This window comes from Rhodomicrobium vannielii ATCC 17100, from assembly GCF_000166055.1.
Taxonomy (GTDB): domain Bacteria; phylum Pseudomonadota; class Alphaproteobacteria; order Rhizobiales; family Rhodomicrobiaceae; genus Rhodomicrobium; species Rhodomicrobium vannielii.
This window is the reverse complement of the sequence record NC_014664.1, coordinates 68,489-91,926: the sequence shown is the minus strand read 5'-3', so window position 1 is coordinate 91,926 and position 23,438 is coordinate 68,489. Positions and strand designations below refer to the sequence as shown.

19 protein-coding genes are annotated in these 23,438 nt (G+C 62.5%); 11 read left to right on the top strand and 8 right to left on the bottom strand.

Translation table 11 applies throughout. The annotated features are described in order from the left end of the window. Positions 1–46 precede the first annotated feature (46 nt). The gene (locus tag RVAN_RS00390; RefSeq protein ID WP_013417775.1) at positions 47–418 is read left to right on the top strand and encodes a YbjQ family protein; all 372 of its coding nucleotides are present in this window, start codon (positions 47–49) and stop codon (positions 416–418) included. Positions 419–757: 339 nt separating this feature from the next. Here the strand turns inward: RVAN_RS00390 and RVAN_RS00385 are convergent, their stop codons facing one another. After that, the gene (locus tag RVAN_RS00385; protein WP_049779151.1) at positions 758–1,294 is read right to left on the bottom strand and encodes a bactofilin family protein; all 537 of its coding nucleotides are present in this window, start codon (positions 1,292–1,294) and stop codon (positions 758–760) included. Between the two features lie 170 nt (positions 1,295–1,464). Further along, on the bottom strand, positions 1,465–1,938 hold the full coding sequence (bcp, locus tag RVAN_RS00380) for a thioredoxin-dependent thiol peroxidase (RefSeq protein ID WP_013417773.1): 474 nt from the start codon (positions 1,936–1,938) through the stop codon (positions 1,465–1,467). A gap of 205 nt (positions 1,939–2,143) precedes the next feature. Between bcp and RVAN_RS00375 the strand changes: the two genes are divergently transcribed. Then, positions 2,144–5,884 (top strand): AsmA-like C-terminal region-containing protein, encoded by a 3,741-nt coding sequence (locus RVAN_RS00375; protein ID WP_013417772.1) that lies wholly within the window; start codon positions 2,144–2,146, stop codon positions 5,882–5,884. Between the two features lie 22 nt (positions 5,885–5,906). Here the strand turns inward: RVAN_RS00375 and tyrS are convergent, their stop codons facing one another. Beyond that, positions 5,907–7,169, bottom strand: a complete 1,263-nt coding sequence (gene tyrS, locus RVAN_RS00370; protein WP_013417771.1) for a tyrosine--tRNA ligase — start codon at positions 7,167–7,169, stop codon at positions 5,907–5,909. Between the two features lie 147 nt (positions 7,170–7,316). On the opposite strand from tyrS, the gene RVAN_RS00365 reads away from it, so the two are divergent. From RVAN_RS00365 to pnp, 5 genes are all read left to right on the top strand, one after another. Beyond that, positions 7,317–8,429, top strand: a complete 1,113-nt coding sequence (locus RVAN_RS00365; RefSeq protein ID WP_245258016.1) for an anhydro-N-acetylmuramic acid kinase — start codon at positions 7,317–7,319, stop codon at positions 8,427–8,429. A gap of 81 nt (positions 8,430–8,510) precedes the next feature. Beyond that, the gene (gene rbfA, locus RVAN_RS00360) at positions 8,511–8,897 is read left to right on the top strand and encodes a 30S ribosome-binding factor RbfA (protein ID WP_013417769.1); all 387 of its coding nucleotides are present in this window, start codon (positions 8,511–8,513) and stop codon (positions 8,895–8,897) included. Between the two features lie 23 nt (positions 8,898–8,920). After that, entirely contained in the window at positions 8,921–9,847 is a 927-nt protein-coding gene (gene truB / locus RVAN_RS00355; protein ID WP_013417768.1) for a tRNA pseudouridine(55) synthase TruB, read from the top strand. 36 nt (positions 9,848–9,883) lie between these two features. Then, positions 9,884–10,153: a 30S ribosomal protein S15 gene (gene rpsO / locus RVAN_RS00350; protein WP_013417767.1), complete on the top strand. Its 270-nt coding sequence runs from the start codon at positions 9,884–9,886 to the stop codon at positions 10,151–10,153. A 249-nt stretch (positions 10,154–10,402) separates the two neighbouring features. Continuing rightward, positions 10,403–12,532 (top strand): polyribonucleotide nucleotidyltransferase, encoded by a 2,130-nt coding sequence (gene pnp / locus RVAN_RS00345; RefSeq protein ID WP_013417766.1) that lies wholly within the window; start codon positions 10,403–10,405, stop codon positions 12,530–12,532. A gap of 51 nt (positions 12,533–12,583) precedes the next feature. Here pnp and RVAN_RS19910 read toward each other — a convergent pair whose 3' ends face one another. Together RVAN_RS19910 and RVAN_RS00340 are read right to left on the bottom strand one after the other, a co-directional pair. Continuing rightward, positions 12,584–13,234, bottom strand: a complete 651-nt coding sequence (locus tag RVAN_RS19910) for a hypothetical protein (RefSeq protein WP_155942299.1) — start codon at positions 13,232–13,234, stop codon at positions 12,584–12,586. After that, positions 13,235–14,665 (bottom strand): ABC1 kinase family protein, encoded by a 1,431-nt coding sequence (locus RVAN_RS00340; protein WP_013417765.1) that lies wholly within the window; start codon positions 14,663–14,665, stop codon positions 13,235–13,237. A 199-nt stretch (positions 14,666–14,864) separates the two neighbouring features. Here RVAN_RS00340 and RVAN_RS18525 point away from each other — a divergent pair, with 199 nt between their 5' ends. After that, positions 14,865–15,509, top strand: coding sequence for a hypothetical protein (locus tag RVAN_RS18525; RefSeq protein ID WP_013417764.1), 645 nt, complete (start codon positions 14,865–14,867; stop codon positions 15,507–15,509). Positions 15,510–15,574: 65 nt separating this feature from the next. Here RVAN_RS18525 and RVAN_RS00330 read toward each other — a convergent pair whose 3' ends face one another. Next, complete coding sequence (locus tag RVAN_RS00330; RefSeq protein ID WP_013417763.1) at positions 15,575–17,434, bottom strand: M3 family oligoendopeptidase; 1,860 nt, start codon at positions 17,432–17,434, stop codon at positions 15,575–15,577. A gap of 407 nt (positions 17,435–17,841) precedes the next feature. On the opposite strand from RVAN_RS00330, the gene RVAN_RS18520 reads away from it, so the two are divergent. Beyond that, entirely contained in the window at positions 17,842–19,071 is a 1,230-nt protein-coding gene (locus RVAN_RS18520) for a DUF882 domain-containing protein (RefSeq protein WP_013417761.1), read from the top strand. A 149-nt stretch (positions 19,072–19,220) separates the two neighbouring features. Here RVAN_RS18520 and RVAN_RS00320 read toward each other — a convergent pair whose 3' ends face one another. Both RVAN_RS00320 and RVAN_RS00315 read right to left on the bottom strand, forming a co-directional pair. Beyond that, a complete protein-coding gene (locus RVAN_RS00320) occupies positions 19,221–19,637 on the bottom strand; it encodes a GlcG/HbpS family heme-binding protein (RefSeq protein WP_013417760.1) in 417 nt (138 codons plus the stop codon). 61 nt (positions 19,638–19,698) lie between these two features. Continuing rightward, a complete protein-coding gene (locus tag RVAN_RS00315; RefSeq protein WP_013417759.1) occupies positions 19,699–21,375 on the bottom strand; it encodes a thiamine pyrophosphate-binding protein in 1,677 nt (558 codons plus the stop codon). Between the two features lie 258 nt (positions 21,376–21,633). On the opposite strand from RVAN_RS00315, the gene fsa reads away from it, so the two are divergent. Together fsa and RVAN_RS00305 are read left to right on the top strand one after the other, a co-directional pair. Then, positions 21,634–22,314: a fructose-6-phosphate aldolase gene (gene fsa / locus RVAN_RS00310; protein ID WP_013417758.1), complete on the top strand. Its 681-nt coding sequence runs from the start codon at positions 21,634–21,636 to the stop codon at positions 22,312–22,314. Between the two features lie 7 nt (positions 22,315–22,321). Then, on the top strand, positions 22,322–23,356 hold the full coding sequence (locus tag RVAN_RS00305; protein ID WP_013417757.1) for a tyrosine recombinase XerC: 1,035 nt from the start codon (positions 22,322–22,324) through the stop codon (positions 23,354–23,356). The last annotated feature ends 82 nt before the right edge of the window (positions 23,357–23,438 follow it).

Below are 23,438 nucleotides of genomic sequence, written 5' to 3'. Positions count from 1 at the left end.
ATACTTTTGCTTCGCTTGTCACGCGCTCAAGCATCGCGGGGGGATAATGCAGGTTTACACGGTAGAAACTCTTTCCGGGCGGCGCATCAAGGAAGGCGAATTGTTGCATGCCAGCATCGTTCTGGCTGCGAACTTGCTGCGGGATGCGCGCGAGGCAGTCACCAATGCGGTCGGCGGCAAAATGCTGCGTTACGAGCGGCTTCTCGACCGCGCGAACTCGGATGCGCTGGAACTTCTGAAGGAGAAGGCGGCCGCTGCAGGCTATGATGGCGTGCTGGCAGTTCGCATCTCAAACCCCTTCATGGTTCAGGGCAGCGCCGCGGTCACCGTCTATGGAACGGGCTTCACGTTTCTTTCCGAAGATGCCGTCGCGGTTCCCGTCCCTCATGATGAGGCTTCGACGACGCCGCGAGATTGATAAAGCGTCATCGGAGCGGCACAGAACACGCCAGCGAAGATAGCGGCACGTTGCGGTGACAGGGGAACTTTTTGCCCGTTTTCTGCCATTCGCAGGCAACAGGCGATAAACCACCATACAGGCCCCGCCAATCGGCCTCTTAAGCGCCCGGGGTACTCCGTGTCAGGCTGGCGGCGGGTGATCGAAGGGTAGGATGAGGCAGCGCCGCTTTCGGGATGCGCGGTAGTACCAGCTTATGCGCAACACTAACCCGACGCCGCACGATTGCGCCCGCCCACGCAAAGTCAGCGCGCGGGGCTACCCGCGCGCTTGCAAATGCCAGAGAAGATATCGACCGTATTACTCGGCGGCCTGCGAGGACGGTGAATTCATGCCTTCGAGGCGCGGCGCCGTCGCGATCGGATCTTCCGAACGGCGCGACTTGCCTTCAAAGAACGCGCCCTGCTCAATGGCGAGCGACTTGTGGAAAACATCGCCCTCGACATGGCTCGAAGCCTGAAGCGTCACGCGGTTGCCGCGCACCGAGCCCATGACACGACCGCGCACGATCACATCTTCCGCCACGATACCGCCCGTGATTTGCGCCTTTTCGCCGACGATCAGCGACGAGCAATGTACGTCGCCCTGAATCTGGCCGTCGACCTGAACTTCGCCACGCGAGAGCACATTGCCCGTGACTGTCAGGTCTTCTCCGATGATGGATGGTGCCATGCGGTCTGGTCCCCTGAAGATTGGCGGCTTGGGCGCGTAGACGGGCTGTCCGGCGGAAACCTGGGGAGCCGGGCTTCCGAGCGGCGCCAATCCCTGCGCGGGTTGACCGCCAATGGCTTTGCTCGTTGTTTTCGTTATCGGCTTTTGCGAATCGAAATTGCTCATATCGGTCTCTGGCTTTTTACTGAACATCAACGCGACTCCGAGGCGATGCGCGGCGGGCGCTTAACCTTTTAGAGCGGCATCTTCACCATTTCAACGCCGATCATGGCTTCGGTGCAGACGGCACGGACTTCGCGGCGAAATCGTGCCTTTTCGGGCGCTAAAGGTAAGGTTCAACTCGCGCCCGCAGCCTCCCGCACGGCATCGAGCACGGCTGCGGCATGTCCCGGCACCTTGACCTTCCCCCAGCTTTTCAGAATTTTCCCGTCGGGGCCGATCAGGAATGTGGCCCGTTCGACGCCCATATAGGCGCGCCCATACATCTTCTTCTCGACCCAGACGCCGAAAGCCTCGATCGCGGCTTTCTCCTGATCCGACACAAGCGTCACGCGAAGCCCGTGCTTGTCGCGAAAATTCGCGTGGCTCTTCACGCTGTCGGGCGAAATGCCGATGACCTCCGCGCCCGCGGCGTCGAATGCATCCTTCAGGTCGGAGAAGCTCCGTGCCTCGGTGGTGCAGCCGCTCGTATTATCCTTCGGGTAGAAATACACAACTTTATAGGGTGCCTTCAGGCCGTTCAGCGTCACGGTCTTGCCCTCGGCATCGGGAAGCGCGAAATCGGGAGCCAAATCACCATTCTGAAGCATCGGTGGGCCTTCCTTTCGTCTCTTTTTCCGGTCTATAGAGGCGAAATGCCAGAAAGAAAAGCCTCGCCGCATCGTACCGGCTCCTTGTCGGATACGCGGGGACGGCGAATGGTACGCGCGGAGCAAGGCTCGCGTTCTACGCTAACGGGGGAGAAGCGGGCATGCGGGCGGTCTGACGCCTCTCGCATGAACCAGTCGAAACGCGATGGATGACCGTTTTTCGTCGAAAAACCCGCACCGTGAACTCGTCCCCGAAAGGCATGGCCGCAATTTGGCGAAACCTTCCAAAGCGCAGGTTCAGCTATCTCGTCTCTCCAAAAGCGGCAAGGTGCTCGCCGACGCGATCCCCGGATCGGTCAAGACGGCGTCGCGGCATTCCTTCCGGGTGGGCTGGCGATTATCCGCTGTGCTCGCGCTCATGTTTTCTCTCGCGGTCGGCGCCCTCTACGCAAGGCTTCTGACCGGCCCCATCTCATTTGCCTTTCTCGTTCCTGCCGTGCAGGACCGGCTCAACGCGCAGTTCGACGGCTATTCGCTGCGCGTCGGCGGTGCCATCCTCCGGCTGTCATCAAGCTGGGGCCTCGAATTTCGCCTTGCCGACGTCAGCGTCGTCGACGAAAACAATCAGGAAATCGCCAAGGCTCCGCTCGCCTCCGTCGATCTGAGCGAAACATCGCTGCTCAAGCTCTCGCTCGCACCATCGCAGATCAAACTGCTCGGCCCGAAAATCCTCATTTTCAACTTGCCCGGAAAAGGGCTGACGCTGACGCCCGAATCGACGACGCCCGCTTCGCACCAGGGTTGGGGCGCGAGCCAGGCCGGCCTCGCGGATGCGTGGCAAACCTCGGAAGTCTCTCCGCCATCTCCGGAGGTTGCAGGCGTGCATCAGCTTGCCCGGCAGGGTCTACGCCTCACCGAACCTCGCGCATTCACATTCGACCCTGCGCCCATCTTACGCCGCCTGTTTGCCACCATTGGGAAGCGAGGCGCCTCGTCTCAGGCGTTGAAAAGCATCGGCCTGCAAGACGCAGTGGTCTACTTCGCCAACGAAAACGCCGTGTCGACATGGCGCGTTGCGGATTTCCAGCTGAAGCTCGACGAGCGCGGCGGCAACAGCATCGTCGGCGGCAAGCTGACGCTCGAACGCAACGGCTCGGTATGGCATGCGTCGTTTACCGCCGAAAACCGCCCCAACGAGAAACGCTACAGAGTGACGGCCTCCGTCCAAGATGTGGTGCCGAAGACGATCTGGGATAGCTGGCCGTCCATCGATGCGTTGAAGCTCGTCCAACTTCCCGTCAGCGGCGACGCGCATTTCGACATCGGATATGACGGCAGGCTCGCCGGCGGCGAGGCGGAAATTCGGCTCGGTGCGGGCCGCTTCTTCGCGCCGTTCGACCAGAAGCATCCGGCTGTTATCGACGGAGGCACCTTGCGCGTCTCCTACGACAAGGCGAGCGAGGCGATTATCGTCCGCCCCATCGAGATGCGCTGGGACGAAAGCCTGCTGACGATTTCGGGGCGAATAGCGCGGGAAATCGATCCAACCAACGGGAAGCCCCTCTGGCGTGCCGATTTCGATGGTCGGGGCACACGTCTTTCCGCCCCGCAATACGCAGTGGCCCCGGTTGCGCTCGACGTTTTCCGGATCGAGGGCGCGTATGATGAGGAAACCGACTCGGTCGCACTGAAACGCTTCGAACTCGGCAGCCACGCATCGCGACTGGCGTTTTCCGGGCAAGCCTCCCGCATCAGATCGGGCGGCGGGATTTCGCTCGTAGGCGACATATCGCCGATGCCCTTCTCCTTCCTGAAAGCAATCTGGCCCGTCTTCATGGCGAATGGCGCGCGGGAGTGGGCCGGCACGAATTTGCCCGTTGCGCAGGTCACGGGCGGAACCGTCGCCGTGAACCTGACGGCCGACCAGATCGCCGCGCTCGACGTTGGCGGGGACATCCCCGAGAACGCGGTTTCGATGCGCATGGGCCTCTCCGGCGCAAAAATCTACCACATCAAGGGGCTGCCCCCCATCGAAACGCAGGATACGCAGCTGCGCATCAAGGGCCGCCGCTTCGTCTACGACATTCCGGGCGAGGCGCGCATCGAGGTGCCAAGCGGCAAGGTCGTCACATTCACCGACGGCCAACTCCTCATCGACGATCTGCGCCCCGAGTTTCCCGACGCCGACATCCGCTTCAAGGGCGGCGGCGAGGTTGCGGCCGTGCTGGAACTCCTCGACCAGCCGCCGCTCGGTTACGTGAAAGCCGTTGGCTTCAAGCCATCGCTCGTAAACGGGCAGATACAGGCCTCGTTCGAGGTCAAGTTCCCGCTCCTGGCGAACCTCAAGTTCGAACAGATGTCCATCACCGGAAAAAGCCGCGTGTCGGATATTCGCTCGGGCGCGATTCCGGGCGGCGTTTCTGTGAACGGCGGCGCGGTGAATTTCGACATCTCGGAAAAGGCCATCGGCGCCAACGGCGAAATCCGCGTGAACGGCGTGCCGGTGACGCTCGTCTGGCAGCGCATTTTCGACGCACCTCCGGACAAGCAGCCGACGCTGCGCCTCGCCTCGATCCTGAACGAAAAGGCGCGCGACGAGCTCGGGCTGAACGTCAACCACATGGTGAAGGGCGACCTCCCGGTGGCGCTCGCGATCGCTTTGCAGCGCGACGGCCCGCCGAGGATCATGATGGAGGCGAACCTCACCAACGCCGATCTGTTTCTGACGGCCATCGGCTGGCGGAAGCCGCCCGGCCAGAAGGCGACCGTCGCCTGCGATGTCGTTCGGCGGAACGACAACTCGATGCTGTTCGACAATTTCGCGATGACGGGTGACGGCATCGCCATCAACGGCCGCGCCGTCATGAACGACAAGCACCGGCTCGCGTCATTCAGCTTCCCGGAATTCTCGACCAACGCGCTCACCCACCTTTCCATTGCGGGCGAACTCACGCCGCAAAATATCCTGAAGGTGCAGGCGAAGGGCGCGTCCTTCGACGGGCGACAGTTCTTCAAGACGCTCCTCAGCGCCGGCAAGATCGCCGACAAGGAACCCGCGCCGCTGAAGGACGAGCCGGGCCTCGACCTCAACGTCGAGATCGAGACCGTGTTCGGCTACTACGACACGAGCGTGAAATCCGTCATCGTCGACGCCAAACGGCGGGGCGGAAAATTCACCTCTATCGAAGCGGCGGGCAAGATCAACGGCGAGTCACCGGTCGCGGTGCATGTGGACCAGCGCACCCGCGATGCGCGCATCCTCTCCTCGGACGCGACCGACGCCGGTTCCGCGTTCAGGCTCGTCGGGTTTTACGGCGCGATGCGCGGCGGGACGATGAGCCTCCGCATGAACCTCGACGGCAGCGGCGGCACCGACAAGAGCGGCACGCTCGAAGTGCGCCGCTTCGCCGTGGTCGGCGACCAGGTGGTGGGCCGCGTGGTGTCGCAAGCCGAAAAGGAAGGTGCGCGCTACAAGCCGGACACGAAGCAGCAGCATGTCTACGCGGGCGACGTCTTCCAGTTCGACCGCATGTTGGTGCCCTTCTCAATCACACAGAGCCAGTTCCAGCTCCACGATGCGGCAATCAACGGTCCTGTGATCGGGGCAACCATCCGCGGACGCATCGACTTCGCGCGTGAGACGCTAGCGCTGTCCGGCACCTATGTCCCGCTCTATGGCTTCAATGCCGTGCTGGGCGTCGTGCCGGTCCTCGGCGATCTCCTGAAGGGTCGCGAGAACGAGGGCGTGTTCGGCATCACCTTCGCCGTGCAGGGGCGAACGTCGAACCCGGACGTGATCGTGAACCCGGTGTCGATGCTCGCGCCCGGCTTCCTGCGCCAGATTTTCGAGTTCGAGAACGCGCCCGCGCCCGCGCAAGCTCCGGAGCAGCCACAGCAGGTGCCCCAGGCCCAGACGCAGCAGCGCCCCGCCGCAAAGGTGCGATAGGGCGCCGCAGCGCGTCAGTCGCCTATTGCGTGGGCTTCAGCAGCACGTGGCGCTTCTTGCCGAGCGACAACTTGATGACGCCCTCAGCATCGAGATTGGCAAGCGACACGCTCGCGCGATCGTCCGTCACCGCGACATCGTTAACCTTCAGCGCGCCACCCTTGATCTGCCGCCGTGCGTCGCTCGTCGAGGCGACCAGGCCCGCCTTCACCGCCGCATTGAGGATGCCTACGCCCTCGGCGAGTTCGCCGCGCGGAATCTCTACGGTCGGAAGCCCCTCCGCCGCAGCGCCTTCCTCGAACGCGCGCCGCGCCGTGTCGGCGGCAGTCTCCGCCGCCTCGCGACCGTGAAGCAGCGCCGTCACCTCGGTTGCGAGGATCTTCTTCGCCTCGTTGATTTCCGCGCCCTGAAGCGCCTCAAGCCGCGCAATCTCATCGAGAGGCATTTCGGTGAACAGCTTCAGGAAGCGGCCCACGTCACCGTCCTCGGTGTTGCGCCAGTATTGCCAATATTCGTACGGGCTCAGCAAATCGGCGTTGAGCCAGACCGCGCCACCGGCCGACTTGCCCATCTTCGCGCCAGACGACGTGGTGAGCAGCGGTGTCGTCAGCGCGAACAGCTCGCGCCCGTCCACGCGCCGGCCAAGCTCCATCCCGTTGACGATGTTGCCCCACTGGTCGGACCCGCCCATCTGGAGCACGCAGCCGTAGCGGCGCGACAGTTCGAGGAAATCGTACGCCTGAAGCAGCATGTAGTTGAATTCGAGGAACGTCAGCGGCTGCTCGCGGTCGAGCCGGAGTTTCACGGAATCGAAGGTGAGCATGCGGTTGATGGTGAAGTGCCGCCCGTAGTCGCGCAGGAATTCGATGTAGCGCAGGCTGGACAGCCACTCGTCATTGTCGGCCATGATGGCGTCGGCGGGGCCATCGCCGAAGGTGAGGAAGCGCTCGTAAACGGTCTTCAGGCTCGCCTTGTTGAAGTCGATATCAGCCTGCGAGAGGATCTTGCGCTGCTCGTCCTTGCCGGACGGGTCGCCGACCTTCGTCGTGCCGCCGCCGAGCAGCACGATGGGGCGATGCCCGCTCTTCTGCAAGATACGCAGCATCATGATCGAGATGAGATGGCCGACATGGAGGCTCGGTGCGGTGCAGTCGAAGCCGATATAGGCCGTGATCCGCCCCTCGGCCGCGCGCTTCCTCAGCCCTTCTTCGTCGGACACCTGATGAAGATAGCCGCGCTCCTTCAGGATCTGAACGAAGTCCGAATGGGTTGCCGGTGCGGCCATGGTCTCCTCCTTCGCGCCAGCGCGCCTCGACAGGCGCTTTTCTGACGTGGTAGCAAGGGAGAACCATGTAAGGCATTCGCATTGTGCGTCAACATTCGCATTGAGCGTGAAACAGCGGGGCGGTGGGAAATGAAGGCGATCGGGCTGATGAGCGGCACTTCGCTGGACGGCGTTGACGTCGCGCTGATCGAAACAGACGGCGAGACGATTGAGGCTTTCGGGCCGGGCAACGACTTTTCCTACGACACCGTGGAAGGCCAGCTTCTGCGCGAGGCCCTTGCCTCCGCCGTTGGCATCGCCAACCGCGCCGACCGCAGTGGCGTGCTTACTGTCGCCGAAACCATGGTGACGCAGAAACACATCGCCTGCGTGAAGGCGTTCGCCTCCATTCGCGGCCTGAACTTGAGCGAGATCGATGTCATCGGCTTCCATGGCCAGACCGTCGTGCACAAGCCGGAGAAGGGGCTGACGGTCCAGATCGGCGATGGCCGCGGGATCGCGGAATCGCTCGGCGTTCCGGTGGTTTACGATTTCCGCGCGGCGGACATGGAAGAGGGCGGCCAGGGCGCGCCCTTTGCGCCGATTTATCACCGCGCGCTCGCGCTCCGGGCCGGGCTGGCGCTTCCCGCCGTCTTCGTGAACATCGGCGGCATATCCAACATCAGCTACATTCCCGAAGGCGGCGGAGAAAACATAGTTGCCTTCGACGCGGGGCCGGGAAACTGCCTCATCGACGACTGGACGCTGCGTCATACGGGCAAGCCCTACGACGAGGACGCAAAGCTCGCGCTGTCCGGCAAGGTCAATGGCGACGTGCTGCAGAAGCTGCTGCACGATCCGTTTCTCACGCAGCCGGTGCCGAAATCGCTCGACCGCCTTTCCTTCAAGCTCAAGGAGGTTGAGGGGCTGTCGCCCGCCGATGGCGCGGCCACGCTCACGGCCTTCACCGTCGCCTGCATCGCCGCCTCACGGCATTTTCTGCCCGAGCGCGCGAAGACATGGATCATCTGCGGCGGCGGCGCGCATAACCCCTACATCATGGCGGGCCTGCAACGGGTGCTCGGCGCCGGCGACCCCGCACCTCTCATCCAGACCGCCGATGAGGCCGGGTTCAGCACGAACTTCATGGAGGCGCAGGCTTTCGCCTTCCTCGCCGTGCGCCGCCTGAAGGGCCTGCCCGCGAGCTTCCCGAAAACGACGGGCGCAAGCGGGCCGGTCGTCGGCGGAATCATCGCCGAACCTGAAACCGCGAAGAGCTGATCGCGGTCAGCGCCGGACGATCGGTGGAAAGCCGCACCCGCACCCGCTTGTTTCACGGCGAAAATCGCGTACTTTCCTGCCATGAAACCGACACACGATTCAAAAGGCCCGTCGCAGCGCCAGCTCCGCGCGGGCGAACTGCTGCGCCATGCGCTGGCCGAAATTTTCAGGTTGGAAGACATCGAGGACGACGAGCTTAAGGGCCAGCTCATCACGGTCGCCGAGGTGCGCGTCAGCCCCGACCTCAAGCACGCCACCGTGTTTGCAAGTGCGCTCGGCGGCAAGCCGGGCGATGTCATCGCCAAGGCGCTCAACCGTCATGCGCGTTTTTTGCGTGGCGAGCTTGCAAGGCGCATCGAGTTGAAATATGTCCCGGAGCTTGTATTTCGGGCCGATCACGCACTCGATGCGGCGGAACGCATCGACGAACTGCTGCGCTCCCCTGACGTCGCCCGCGATCTCAAATAGAATTTCAAGAGAAGCGAAAAGCGATGGCGCGCCGCAACAAGGGCAACGAGATTAACGGCTGGCTCATTCTCGACAAGCCGCAAGGGCTGACGTCGAATCAGGCGCTGTCGCGCCTGAAACGCCTGTTCCACCCGCGGAAGGTGGGCCATGCCGGCACGCTCGATCCGCTGGCGACCGGCGTACTGCCCATCGCGTTCGGCGAGGCGACGAAGACGGTCGCGCATGTGGTCGATTGCGAGAAGTCCTACGACTTCACCATCCGCTGGGGCATCGAGACCGACACCGACGACGCGGAAGGCAAGCCCGTCCGCACGAGCGACGCGCGCCCAACTGCGGAACAGGTGCAGGCTGCGCTGCCGCAGTTCATCGGCGACATCATGCAGACGCCGCCCTGCTATTCCGCGATCAAGGTCGACGGCGAGCGCGCGTACGACCTCGCCCGCGACGGCGAAGTGGTGGAACTTCAGCCACGGCAGATTTCCGTCTACGAGCTTGAGATCGAGGAGACGATTTCGCCCGATCTGACGCGCCTGTTCTGCGACTGCGGCAAGGGCACTTATGTGCGCTCCATCGCGCGCGATCTCGGCCGTACGCTCGGATGCTTCGGGCATATCGCGGCGCTCCGGCGCACGAGCGTCGGCCCTTTCCATGAAGAGAATGCGATTTCGCTGGAAACGCTCGAAAACCTGAGCAATAGTGCCGACGGCTTCGGTGCTCTCATGGGCACGATCGCTCCTGTCGAGACGGCGCTGGACGGCATCCCGGCGCTCGCCGTGAACGGAGACGATGCGGCCAGGCTGAAGCGGGGGCAGTCCATCCTCATCAGAGGGGCGACGGCACCAATCCTGAAAGGCCCGATCTTTGCGACCTCGCGCGGGGTTCTCATCGCCATTGGCGAGGTGGAACGCGGCGAAATGCATCCGATCCGGGTTTTCAACATCCCCGCATAAGCCTTTTCAGGCACACAAAAACAACGGAGATAACCGATGTCGATTACCGCAGAGCGCAAGGCCGCGCTGATCATCGAATACGCCACGAAGCCGGGCGACACCGGTTCACCGGAAGTGCAGATCGCCGTTCTTTCCGAGCGGATTTCGAACCTCACCGAGCACTTCAAGACCCACAAGAAGGACAACCACTCGCGCCGCGGGCTTCTGAAGCTCGTCAGCCAGCGCCGCCGGTTGCTCGACTATGTGAAGGGCAAGGACGACGCGCGCTATCGCGAAATCATCGGCCGTCTCGGCATCCGCCGTTAAACAGCCTTCGCCTATTGCTGAATTTCAATGCCGGAGCGGCCCGCCGCCCCGGCATTTTTGTATGCTGTCGCGCGCTCGACAAAGGCTCCGTGATAGCCGAAAGCCCCGCACAACCGGAAGCGGTGCACATTTCTCCGCTAGGAGCCGCGCGCAAACTGCGGTAAGTGTGGCCTCGCGCACAAGCAAATGACGCACATGATATGAGCCGGGGGAAGGGCCTCCGGCTTGAGCTGTTGGAAAAGAATAAAGATGTTCGATATCTTCCGCGAAGAAGTGGAATGGGGCGGTCGCAAGCTGACGCTCGAAACGGGCCGGATTGCACGGCAGGCAGATGGCGCGGTGCTCGCGCATTATGGCGAGACGAGTGTGCTCGCAACCGTGGTCGGCGAACGTGACGCGGACCCGTCGAAAGACTTCTTCCCCCTCACGGTGAATTACCAGGAAAAGGCCTACGCGGCCGGCAAGATCCCCGGCGGCTATTTCAAACGCGAAGGCCGCCCGACCGAACGCGAGACGCTCGTCTCCCGCCTCATCGACCGCCCGATCCGTCCGCTTTTCGCGCACGGCTTCAAGAACGAGACGCAGGTCATCGTGACCGTGCTCAGCCACGACATGGAGAACGATCCCGATATCGTCGCCATGGTCGCCGCTTCGGCCGCGCTGACGATTTCCGGCCTCCCCTTCCTCGGGCCGATCGCCGCTTCCCGCGTCGGCTACTCGAAGGGCGAATACATTCTCAACCCGACCTCCGACCAGATCAAGGCGAGCGACCTCGACCTCGTCGTTGCTGGTACGGTCGACGCCGTGTTGATGGTGGAATCCGAAGCGAAAGAGCTGTCGGAAGATATCATGCTCGGCGCGGTCGTCTTCGGCCAGCAGGGCTATAAGCCGGTCATCGATGCCATCATCGGCCTCGCCGAACAGGCCGCGAAAGAGCCGTGGACGATCCCTGACGCGAAGAACGAGTTTGAATCCAAGGTGAAGAAGCTCGTCGAGAAGGACCTCAAGAAGGCCTTCCAGATCGCGGGCAAGCAGGAGCGGCAGACCAAGGTCGCCGAGGCGAAGGCCAAGGCCATAGCCGAATTCGTCTCCGCGGAATCGACCGCTGGCGAAAAGAACAAGGTCGCCGAGGCCTTCAAGGAAATCGAGAAGCACGTCGTTCGCACGAGCATTCTCAAGACCGGCAAGCGCATCGACGGCCGCGACCTCAAGACCGTTCGCCCGATCCTTTCGCAGGTCGGCGTGATCCCGCGCACGCACGGCTCGTCGCTGTTCACGCGCGGCGAGACGCAGGCGCTTGTGGTCGCCACGCTCGGCACCGGCGAGGACGAGCAGTGGATCGACTCGCTGGAAGGCACCTACAAGGAATCCTTCCTGCTGCATTACAACTTCCCGCCCTACTCGGTCGGCGAGACGGGCCGCATGGGTTCGCCCGGCCGCCGCGAAATCGGCCACGGCAAGCTCGCCTGGCGCGCAGTTCATCCGATGATGCCGAAGAGCGACACGTTCCCCTACACCGTGCGCGTCGTGTCCGAGATCACCGAATCGAACGGCTCGTCCTCCATGGCGAGCGTGTGCGGTGCGTCGCTGTCGCTGATGGACGCGGGCGTGCCGATCAAGGCGCCGGTCGCGGGCATCGCGATGGGCCTCATCAAGGAAGCCGAAGGCGTGGCCGTCCTCTCCGACATCATCGGCGATGAAGACCACCTCGGCGACATGGACTTCAAGGTGGCCGGTTCCGCGAATGGCGTGACCGCGCTCCAGATGGACATCAAGATCACGGGCATCACGACCGAGATTATGAAGATCGCGCTGGAGCAGGCCCACGAAGGCCGCCTGCACATCCTCGGCGAAATGTCGAAGGCGCTCAACGCCGCTCGCGGCGAGCTCGGCGAATTCGCCCCGCGCATCGAGACGATCACCATCCCGACCGACAAGATCCGCGAAGTGATCGGCTCGGGCGGCTCGGTCATCCGCTCCATCGTGGAAGAGTCCGGCGCGAAGATCGACATCTCCGACGACGGCACGGTGAAGATCGCGGCCGCGAACCTCAGCTCGATCCAGGACGCGATCAACCGCATCAAGTCCATCGCGTCAGAGCCGGAAGTCGGCGTGATCTACAAGGGCAAGGTCGTGAAGATCGTGGAGTTCGGCGCGTTCGTGAACTTCTTCGGTTCGCGCGACGGCCTCGTTCACATCTCGCAGATGGCCGAACGCCGTCTGAAGCACGCGTCCGAAGTCGTCAAGGACGGCCAGGAAGTGTACGTGAAGTGCCTCGGCTTCGACGAGCGCGGCAAGGTCCGCCTCACCATGAAGGGCATCGACCAGACCGACGGCAAGGAAGTCGCCGCCGCCCCGGCTGAACAGCCCGCAGGCTGAGGCTAAACGAGATATATCAATGCGAAAAGCCCCGGCACGCCGGGGCTTTTTTCATGCTCGTCGCTTCTTATTTCTCGGCGCACCGGAACCAGAGGGCCTAGCTGGCCATGGTTTTGTGTAATCTATGAGAGACTGATCCATCTCATGCGCAAACTTAGCTAGGGCGACACACTTATCGCGACACTTCCTCAAATCAAGAAGCACATCCCCTTTGTTGAGCAGTTTTTTGGCGCGTTGATTTCCAAGTTCTGTAGCAGGCTTCACACTTAGGTTGCTCAGACTTTCGCCATATCCTCTGATAGGTGAATGAACTGCATCGTTTCGGGCGTCTTCTAAACCGTCTATTTGTGCACAAAGCCAAATTACGTCGTCCGGGTACGCAGTTGGAACTGCGCCCCGAAAGTCATTAAGGGCAGCCGCTTTGAGCATACCTCTTTTCATTCGATCATTATTTATAGATTGCCAAACTGCAAGCGTTTGATTGCAAACCTCCGCTTGCATGACAGTCGAAAATAGAAGCCCTAATGTCTCATGAAGTCCATTCCAAGATACTGTCAGCTGTCCTAAAGACAAGAGATAGGGCTTAAATGGTGCAGATGTATAAATATGATGCGGTTGCCTAGTTCGTGGCATGTAGTTTATCCGAAAAAATTCGCGATCACCATAAACTGCTAAGCCATCAGAATCGCAGATTTTTGCCACCTAAACCGGCAGCGGCACACCCGTCGCCTTGAACGCCGCCTCCTGCCGCGCGCCGACCTCGTCGCGGCGAAAATCCTCGATTACCTCGTTGAACGCGCGATAGAAATTCATCTCGGTCTGCAGGTGCAGGAACACCGCGCCAAGCCCGATCGCGGCGCGGTCCATGAACACGAATTCGCGCGGGATCTTCACCGGCCCCTTCTCGCGCAAGCCCTGATGCACGCGGAACACCTCGCGGCGGCCATATTCGTTCGGCGCGACGCCCTCAGCCACCGAGCGGACGCGGTCGTCGAGCAGCGGCCCGTAGATGAAGCCCGCCCAGATGTTCAAGATATCGATGAGCTCGTTCGACAGGCCCTTGAAGCCCCACGTCTCGTAGGCGTGCACGATCAGCGCGCGGTCGTTCGTGCGCAGGCCGTTGTAAAGGTCGATCACGCCGCCGACGAATTTCGGCTTGAAGGTGCGGATGCAGCCATAGTCGAGCAGGTTGATGCCCGCCGCGCGGCCGTCGCCGTCCTCGAAGATGGTGTAATTGCCGAGGTGCGGGTCGCCGTGGATCACCGCGTAATGGCTGAACGGATACCACCAGGCGCGGAAAAGCGCGCGCGCGATGGTGTTGCGTTCTTCGAGCGGGCGCGTCTTGTAGTCGAGGAGCTTGCGGCCGTCGAGCCACGTCATGGTGAGGAGCCGCTTCGTGGAGAGGTCCGGCAAAAGCTCCGGCACGCGGATCGTCTCGTCGCCCTGAAAGATGTGCGCGTAAAGCGCCATGTGCCGCGCTTCAAGCGTATAGTCGAGTTCCTCGCGCAGCCGCGCGCCGATCTCGCCCACCATTTCGGAGGTGTCGAGCGCCGCATCCATGCGCTTGTAGAGCCCCATCACGATCTGAAGCTGGTTGAGATCCGCTTCGACGGCGGATTGCATTTCGGGATATTGCAGCTTCACCGCGAGCGAGCGGCCATCGAGCGCGCGCGCCTTGTGGACTTGCCCGAGCGAGGCGGCGGCGGCGGCCTCGTGGCCGAAATCGGCGAATTTCGCCTGCCAGTCGGGGCCGAGTTCCGCGCTCATGCGGCGGCGGACGAAGGGCCAGCCCATCGCCGGAGCCTGATTTTGAAGCTGCGCCAGTTCGGCCGCATACTCCGGCGGGATCGCGTCGGGCACGGTTGACAGGAGCTGCGCTACCTTCATCAACGGCCCCTTGAGGCCGCCGAGCGCCGCCGCGAGCGATTGCGCGTTCTTCTGCCGGTCCGCGCCGCCCATGAGATAGGCCGCGCCCAGCCGCGCCGCCACGCCGCCGACATTCGTGCCGACGCGCGCGTAACGCTGAACGCGCTGCGAGAGCCGGTTGCCCTCGCGGTCGCCGTCGCCCGGAAGCGCCGCGTCGAGCTTCGGCAGCGCCGTGGCGTCTTTCGGTGTGTCGGGCTTGTCCTGCATCGCCGCTTCGGTCCTTTTCGCCTTCAAGTGCACCCAGAAGGCAGATAAGGCCGCTTGGCGAAAACACCAGAGCCGATATCTCCGACGCGCTGCTTCCGGGATCACCGCCGCACACAAGGCGTTATGCGACTAGCGGAAGCTTGACCCTATCTCTGAAGTGCGGCTAGAATTGCTGGGAAACATATTCGGGGATGGTTTTATGCAAAACAACGATATATCAATATTGTTCTTGGACATACTAAAACATTTCAATAGAAAAGAGCGCTATTGGGTGCTTAATGAACTGCTCGACTTTCAATCTACACACATTTCAGAGAATTTTCGCTCCAGGCTAAGGACTGAACTCGGCATTGAGGTGCCTGCGAATGCTTGGTGGGCGATGGATTATCATTTCGACTGGCTTCATGCGGCGCTCGCCTGCGCCGAAAATAAGTGCGCTGTAGAAGATCTTTCATTTCAACTAAATGACCCACAAGTTATCAAGGGAAACCAGGAAGATATTGACCTTATTATCGCATTTGACGAGACAGTTTTATTAATCGAGGCGAAAGGTGCTAGTGGCTGGAATCCAGCTCAGATGTTATCCAAGTCAAATCGAATAAAAAATTTGCCGCCGTTCCCAGATACCCTTGATGTTCGACTGGTCCTCCTGTCTCCTCACAAACCCAGCAATGCTTTCTGGGAGGGCGATTGGGTCGATCTCATTCGGGAGAAAATCCGCAAAGCGCCATCTTGGGTTCCGCTTACATTTGGCGACAGCTCGCCGTTTTTTGCTGTAACACGTTGCGACGAAAAAGGCACGTCAGACGCTAAAGGCGGGCACTGGCGAACTATCAAAAGCTAACTCTGATAGACGTCCAGCGTCGCCCACCTCTGATTTGAAGCGTTCCGCCAGTATCCACCACCCCGCTAAGCGTCCGATTCCAGCGTCTCAAGCTCGGAGATCATATCCTCGATCACCGACAGGCCCATGGACCAGAAGCCGGGGTCCGTCGCGTCGAGACCGAACGGCGCGAGAAGCTCGGTATGATGCTTCGTGCCGCCCGCGCGCAGCATGTCGAGATAGCGGCCCTCGAAGCCTTCCGGCGCGCGCTCGTAGGCCGCGTAGAGCGAGTTCACGAGGCAATCGCCGAACGCATAGGCGTAGACGTAGAACGGCGAGTGCACGAAGTGCGAGACGTACGTCCAATAGGTGTCGTAGCCCTCGTTCATGATGATCGCGGGGCCGAGGCTCTCGGTCTGCACCTGAAGCCAGAACGCGCCGAGTTGATCCGACGTGAGTTCGCCCTGCCGCCGCGCCTCATGCACGAGCCGCTCGAACTGGTAGAACGCAATCTGGCGCACGACGGTGTTGATCTTGTCTTCCACCTTCTGTGCGAGCAGCGCGCGCTTCTCGCGCGGGTTCTCCGTCTGGTTCAGCAGCGCCTTGAAGGTCAGCATCTCGCCGAACACGCTGGCCGTCTCCGCGAGCGTCAGCGGCGTATAGGCCATCAGAGCGCCCTGCGCATTTGCCAGCACCTGATGCACGCCATGGCCAAGCTCATGCGCGAGCGTCATCACGTCGCGCGGTTTGCCGAGGTAGTTCATCATGATGTACGGGTGCGCTGAAGGCACCGTCGGATGCGAGAACGCGCCCGGAGACTTGCCGTCGCGCACGGGCGCATCGATCCAGTTCTTCTTGAAGAAGCCATCCGCCACCTCGGCCATCTTCGGCGAGAAGCGGTGATAGGCGGCGATCACGGTCGAATGCGCATCCTTCCAGGCGATGACCGGCTCCGGGTCGCGACTGATCGGGGCGTTGCGGTCCCAATAATTCAGCGTATCCACGCCGAGCCACTTCGCCTTGAGCGCGTAGTAGCGGTGCGACAGGCGCGGATAGCTCGCTCGCACGGCTTCGACGAGCGCATCCACAACTTCCGGCTCCACGCGGTTCGCAAGGTGCCGCGATGAGGCGACATCCGGGAAACCACGCCAGCGGTCGGAGATTTCCTTGTCCTTCGCGAGCGTATTCATGACGAGTGTGAACAGCCGCACATTCTCCTTCAGCACCTTGCCGATGGACTGGGCAGCGGCGGCGCGGCGCACAGGGTTCGCGTCGGAGAGAAGGTTCAGCGCGGGTTCGAGCGTCAGAATCTCGCCATCAACGTCGAAGCGCAGGCTCGTCAGCGTCTCGTTGAACAGGCGGCTCCACGCGGCGGGGCCGGTCATCGCCTTTTCGTGGAACAGCCGCTCGATGTCGTCGGCAAGCTGATACGGACGTTCCTTGCGCAGGTCGGTGAGCCACGGGCGGTAATGGCCGAGCTTGTCGTTCGCGATCGCCTTGTCCATAACCGCGTCGTCGATGCGGTTGAGTTCAAGCTCGAAAAACAGAAGCTCGGTGCCGATGACGGTGAGCTTGTCGCGCACGTCGCCGAAAAGCTTGGCGCGCGCCGGGTCGCCCGTATCGGTGACGTAATTCAGGTAAGAGTAGGAGCCCACGCGACCCATGAGGTCGGAGATGCCCTCATAAGCCGCTAGCGCGCCCGCGAGGCCTGCCGGATCGCGCTCAGCGAGATCGGCGAGCTTGCCCGCGTAAGCTGCCTTGAACTCTCCGGCGCGAGCCTTGGCGGTCTCGATGTCGGATGCGAGTTTCGCCTCATCGGGATAAAGATCGCCGAGATTCCAGCCGGGGATTTCCTCCGCCTTTTGCGGCGCGACTTCAAGAAATCCGCGATCCGCCTCAAGAGCGCCAACCGGTTGCGTAACCATCGCCCGCAAAGTCGAAAACATGCGCCGTCCTTTCGTGACCTTTTCCCTTTCCATTTGGCCATTAGAGCGGGCGGGTCAACCGTCATCGGCGCTTTCGCCACCGAAAACGGACGGTGGCCCCTCCGGCGACAAGGCGTTTTAACGATTTGTTCAGGTTTCCATTTCCCTAAGCGGCGATTGGCTTCCGTAGGCGCTTTTCCACAGGTGTGGAAAATTTCCCGCCGCTCCAGTCATTTAGCTTGAGCGATGCGGAAATGTCATAACGACATCCCGCCGCGCCTTCTTTTTCTCTCATTTCTTTCCTAACGGTTTGTTTACCAATTCGAGCTTATCTACTAAGGCGTGTGCTTTTGCTGACATCAACCCGGCGGCACCACAGTCGAGTAGAGAACACCAGCGCTTGTTGGCGCGAAACAGGGGTTCAACTGGTGATAGTTGTTGCGTTTGGCGGCGTACGCGGCCTGATGAAGGCTGCGATTGTATCATTATGCGTTGCGTTCAGCTTCCTTGCGGCGGGAGTCTCTTCTGCCGAGGAACGCACGATCTCGATGTACAACATCCACACGAAGGACAAGATCTCGATCACCTTCAAGAAGGATGGGCGCTACATCCCTGAAGCTCTTGAAAAGCTCAACTACTTCATGCGCGACTGGCGTCGGAACATGACGATCAGGATCGATCCGGGCCTCATCGATCTCATGTGGGAGTTGCACAACGAACTCGGCTCCAAGGAACCGATCCACTTGATTTGCGGCTACCGATCAGGCGGCACGAACGAGCTTCTGCGACAGACACGCGGCGGACAGGCGCGCAACAGCCGCCACATCACCGGGCAGGCCGCCGACCTCATGTTTCCCGACGTGCCGCTTAAGCAACTCCGTTATTCGGCGCTCGTCCGCGAGCGCGGCGGCGTCGGCTATTATCCTGAATCCGGCCTCCCCTTCGTGCATGTGGACACGGGCAACGTCCGCCACTGGCCGCGCATCACGCGCCCTGAACTTGCGGTGATCTTCCCGAACGGCCGCTCGAAGCACGTCCCCGCCGATGGCCGCCCCCTGACGCCGCAAGATTCGCGCTTCTATCTCGCGCAGTGGAAGGAGAGCGGCAAGGAACTGCCGTGGGTCGTTACGCACAAGCGCGCTTCCAACACCATGCTCGCCAGCCTCGTGCCGAACGAAGCGCCGCTGCTGCGCCGCGCCAGCCTATCCGTGCCCGACGCCGCGCCCGCGAAGGCTGAGAAGCCCGCGCCGAAAGATGCCGAGCGTCTGCCCGCCTCGATCGTGCGTCTGCCGCAACCGCTTGCGAAACCAGACAGCCTCGCCCGCGACCCGGAAGAACTGCCGCAAATCGCCGAGGAAGGCGAGGAGCAGGAAGACGACATCGCCTTCGAGCCGCTGCCCTCCGACACGCTGCTGTCCGAAAAATCGCTCGCCTACGACATCATGAAGGACGTGCCGGAGCAGGCCGCCGTGTTCCAGAACGTCAAGCTTCTGATGCTGTCGCCGTCCGCGATCACGGGCGAGGACTTCGATCACGGGCTTCAGATCGAGGCGATGTATGAGGCGCATATGTTCAAGGGGCCGGCGATACAAGTGGCCTTGCGCAGAAGCGTGGCGAGACTTGCCGCCGCCGATGCAGGCGTCACGCAGGCAAGATAAAACCGCCACCGCACTTTTCGGCGCGATGGCCTTTCGTGTCGCATCGCGTGACCCGAAAACCGCCACCGCACTTTTCGGCGCGATGGCCCTTTCATGTCGCATCGCGTGATCCGAAAACCGCCACCGCACTTTTCGGCGCGATGCGATGCTCAGGCCGCGCCGTTCGCGAAAGTTGCGGCCAAAGCATTGGCAATGGCCTGATCCTGGTCGGAAGCGAGCCCGCTGATGCCCACCGCGCCCGCGATTGTTCCGCCCGCCGTCTTCAGGACCGCGCCGCCCGGCAACGCGGTGAGTTTCTCGTCGCAGAACCACGCGATCTCGACGCCGCCCACCGCGAGCTTTGCCTTCACCGAGTCCGTGTTGGCCTGCATTCGCGCGGCCGAATACGCCTTGCCCTGCGCGATCGCGATGGAGCGCAGCGGCGATCCCTCCGCGCGAGCAAATGCCAGAAGCGCGCCGGACGCATCGCAGACCGCCACGCAGATGGGCTTGCCGTAGTCGGCGGCGGCTTTGTCGATGGCGAGCCGGATGAGATCCGTGGCGCGGGCGAGCGCAAGTTCGGTCATGGTCGTTTCCTCCGTCCTTTCCGCCATAATATGCGCAGCGCGATAAGGAAAGACAGCGGCCTCAGCTTTCGCGGAGCGCCGCCGCGCGGATTTCGGAGAGCGATTGCTTCGGGTTGATCGCCTCGGGATCGATGCGCAATTCGAGGATCGAGGGCAGACCGGAAGCGCGTGCTTCCTCGAAGGCCGCGGGGAAATCCTCCGTCCGCTCGACCAGAGCGCCGTGTCCGCCGAACGCGCGCGCATAGGCGGCGAAGTCGGGATTTCTGAGCGACGTGCCTGACACGCGCCCGGGATAATGGCGCTCCTGATGCATGCGGATGGTGCCGTACATGCCGTTGTTCACGACGATGAAGATCACGGGCGCGCCATGTTGCACGGCGGTGGCAAACTCCTGCCCCGTCATGAGGAAATCGCCGTCGCCCGCGAAGGTTACGACCGTGCGCCCCGGATGCACGAGCTTCGCCGCGACGCCAGCCGGAACGCCGTAGCCCATCGAGCCGGAGATCGGCGCGAGGCCCGTGCCGCATTCGCGATAGGTGTAGAAGCGGTGGACCCAGGCGGCGAAGTTGCCCGCACCGTTGGCGATGATCGCGTTGCCCGGCAGCGTCTCGCGCAAATAGGCCACCACCTCGGCCAATTGCAGCGCGCCCGGCGTTTTTTCCGGCGCGATCCACGCCTCATAGTCCCCGCGCGCGGACTCGCGCCACGCCCCCCAGGCCGAACCGTCGAGCGGCTTCATATCCTCCAGCGCGTCAGCGAATGCGTGCGGCCCGGCGTTGATGGCGAGGTCTGCCTGATAGACGCGGCCGAGTTCCTCCGCGCCCGCATGGATGTGGATGAAGGGCTGCTTCGGCTTCGGAATATCGAACAGGGTGTAGCCTTGCGACGGCATTTCGCCGAGGCGCGGGCCGAACGCGATGATGAGGTCGCTTTCGTCGATACGCCGCTTCAGCGCCGGATTGAGCGAGATGCCGAGGTCGCCGACATAACACGGGCTCGTATTGTCGAAATAGCTCTGACGCCGGAACGAAGCGGCGACAGGTAAACCCGAGTGTTCCGCGAACGCCTTCACCTTGAGCGCAACGTCCTTGTCCCAGCCACCGCCGCCGACGATCATCAGCGGGCGCTCCGCCGCTGCAAGGCGTTTGCGAAACTCCGCCATCCGCGCACGCGCCGGCGCCGCCTCCACGCGGCTGTATGGCACGGCGTCGGCCACGGTGGCGCGCTCGCGAAGCACATCCTCCGGCACTGCGAGCACCACAGGCCCCGGCCGCCCGCTCGTCGCCGTGGCAAACGCACGCGCCACATATTCCGGGATGCGCGCCGCCTCCTCGATCTCGGCCACCCATTTCGACACCTCGCCGAACATGCGGCGGAAATCGATCTCCTGAAAGGCCTCGCGGTCGCGCATGGAGCGGCCGACCTGCCCGACGATGAGGATCAGCGGCGTCGAATCCTGCCGCGCCACATGCAGCCCGGCGCTCGCATTCGTCGCGCCCGGCCCGCGCGTGACCATGCAAATGCCCGGCTCACCCGTCAATTTGCCATAAGCCTCCGCCATCATCGCCGCGCCGCCTTCTTGCCGACACACGATGTACGGCATATCGCGCTCGTGATCGTAAAGCGCGTCCAGCACCGCAAGATAGCTTTCGCCGGGCACACCGAAAATCATCCGCGCACCATGCAGACGAAGCTGGTCCGCCAGAATCTGTCCCCCGCTTCTCGATATCTCGGACACGCAACCTCCGGTTTCTCTCGTGGCGCTCTATATTTTGGAGGGCATCGCGCGTTTGCAACATGGGGCCGATAATGTGGCTAACGGCTGGATCTCCCTCCGGTCGCGCCGATTCGGCCAAAACCGGTCGTTTACGGCGCCCTTATTCCTTGCCGGGATGCGTTAAGCGCGGGTAACAAGGCAATTAACAGAATCTAAACCACGAACCGGCTAGGGTTGCGCACTTGGCTTAAGTGCGCCTTTCGCCAAAAGGAGCCATCCATGAAATTTTTCGTCGATACGGCCGATGTAACCGAAATCCGCGACCTTGCGGAAAAGGGACTGCTCGACGGCGTAACCACGAACCCGTCGCTCATCGCGAAGACGGGCCGCAACTTCCTCGAAACGATCCGCGAAATCTGCGCCCTCGTGCCCGGTCCGGTCAGCGCCGAAGTGTCGTCCACCGACGCGGAAACGATGATCGCGGAAGGCCGCAAGCTCGCGCGCATCGCTGAAAACGTCACCGTGAAAGTGCCGCTGACGTGGGACGGCCTCAAGGCCTGCCGCACGCTCGCGAATGAAGGCACGATGGTCAATGTGACGCTGTGCTTCTCGGCCAATCAGGCGCTGCTGGCCGCGAAGGCTGGCGCAAGCTTCGTGTCGCCGTTCGTCGGACGCCTCGACGACATCGGCGAGGACGGCATGGGCCTGATCCGCGACATTCGGCAGATCTATGACAACTACCCCGATTTCGGCACGGAGATCCTTGCCGCATCGCTGCGCAGTCCTCACCACGTGACGGAAGCAGCCCTCGCGGGCGCTGACGTTTCCACCATTCCGCCCTCCATCATGAAGATGCTCGTCAATCACCCGCTCACCGAGAAGGGTCTCGCGACCTTCGTCTCCGACTGGGCGAAGACGGGCCAGACGATCCTCAACGATGACGACCTGCGAACCGTCTGAGGCATGCTTGGAGGAGCGTTCCGCGCTCCAGCCCTCTCCCGTCGAGGGAGAGGGCATTTTCGCGCCTGACGATCACGACGCCGGACGCGATGACGACTTCGGCCCCGAAACCTACACCGCGCCCGACGTTCGCGACGCAGTCGCCGGCTGGCTCGCCTATCTTCGCGACGCACACCGCTATGCCGACAACACGCTCGAAGCCTATGAGCGCGACTCGCGGCAGTTCCTCGCCCACCTCGCGGGGAAGGACGCACGGCCCGTTACACTCGCGCGGCTGAACGCGCTGACACCCCACGATTTCCGCAGCTTCCTCGCCGACCGGCGCGACGATGGCGCGCAAAGCCGCTCGCTCTCGCGCACGCTTTCGGCGCTGCGCTCGCTGTTCCGCACGCTCGAACGGACAGGCGCGCTGCAAAACCGCAGCATCCTCGCCGTTGCCCTGCCGAAGCTGCCGCCCCGCCTGCCGAAGCCCGTCACCGAGGCGAAGGCGAAGGAGGTTGTCGATGAAGCGGCGCTTGACGGCGAGCTTTCGGCGCATCCATGGACCGGCGCGCGCAATCAGGCTGTGCTGTTGCTGCTCTACGGCTCGGGCCTTCGCATTTCCGAGGCGCTCGGCCTCAACCGCAAGGACGCGCCGCTCGGGCCGCGCGACGTGCTGCGCATCCGGGGCAAGGGCGGCCGGGAACGCCTCGCGCCGGTGCTTCCTGTCGCGCAAACCGCCATCGCCGATTATATCGAACAGTGCCCGCACAAGCTTGAGCCACAGGGGCCGCTGTTCGTCGGCGTGAAGGGCGGGCGGCTCAATCCGCGCATCGTGCAGCTTCTGCTCGCGCGCCTGCGCACCAACCTTGCCCTGCCCGCGACCGCGACCCCGCACGCACTGCGCCACTCCTTCGCAACGCACCTCCTGAGCCGGGGCGCGGACCTGCGCGTGATCCAGGAATTGCTGGGACATGCCAGCCTTTCGACTACCCAGGGTTACACGGCGGTTGACCGCGACCGCCTCTTTCAGGCTTACTCGAAAGCGCACCCGCGGGCGTAAGTTGTGTACACTTGGCTCGCGCGAACCTTAACGACACGTCTCGGCTGACCGAATCGCGTATGCGCGCCGGAGGTGTCTCGTA

Coding starts and splice junctions, on each gene's coding strand:
- RVAN_RS00390 (WP_013417775.1), top strand. CDS start 47: ATGCAGGTTTACACGGTAGAAACTCTTTCCGGGCGGCGCATCAAGGAA.
- RVAN_RS00385 (WP_049779151.1), bottom strand. CDS start 1,294: ATGAGCAATTTCGATTCGCAAAAGCCGATAACGAAAACAACGAGCAAA.
- bcp (WP_013417773.1), bottom strand. CDS start 1,938: ATGCTTCAGAATGGTGATTTGGCTCCCGATTTCGCGCTTCCCGATGCC.
- RVAN_RS00375 (WP_013417772.1), top strand. CDS start 2,144: ATGGATGACCGTTTTTCGTCGAAAAACCCGCACCGTGAACTCGTCCCC.
- tyrS (WP_013417771.1), bottom strand. CDS start 7,169: ATGGCCGCACCGGCAACCCATTCGGACTTCGTTCAGATCCTGAAGGAG.
- RVAN_RS00365 (WP_245258016.1), top strand. CDS start 7,317: ATGAGCGGCACTTCGCTGGACGGCGTTGACGTCGCGCTGATCGAAACA.
- rbfA (WP_013417769.1), top strand. CDS start 8,511: ATGAAACCGACACACGATTCAAAAGGCCCGTCGCAGCGCCAGCTCCGC.
- truB (WP_013417768.1), top strand. CDS start 8,921: ATGGCGCGCCGCAACAAGGGCAACGAGATTAACGGCTGGCTCATTCTC.
- rpsO (WP_013417767.1), top strand. CDS start 9,884: ATGTCGATTACCGCAGAGCGCAAGGCCGCGCTGATCATCGAATACGCC.
- pnp (WP_013417766.1), top strand. CDS start 10,403: ATGTTCGATATCTTCCGCGAAGAAGTGGAATGGGGCGGTCGCAAGCTG.
- RVAN_RS00340 (WP_013417765.1), bottom strand. CDS start 14,665: ATGCAGGACAAGCCCGACACACCGAAAGACGCCACGGCGCTGCCGAAG.
- RVAN_RS18525 (WP_013417764.1), top strand. CDS start 14,865: ATGCAAAACAACGATATATCAATATTGTTCTTGGACATACTAAAACAT.
- RVAN_RS00330 (WP_013417763.1), bottom strand. CDS start 17,434: ATGTTTTCGACTTTGCGGGCGATGGTTACGCAACCGGTTGGCGCTCTT.
- RVAN_RS00320 (WP_013417760.1), bottom strand. CDS start 19,637: ATGACCGAACTTGCGCTCGCCCGCGCCACGGATCTCATCCGGCTCGCC.
- fsa (WP_013417758.1), top strand. CDS start 21,634: ATGAAATTTTTCGTCGATACGGCCGATGTAACCGAAATCCGCGACCTT.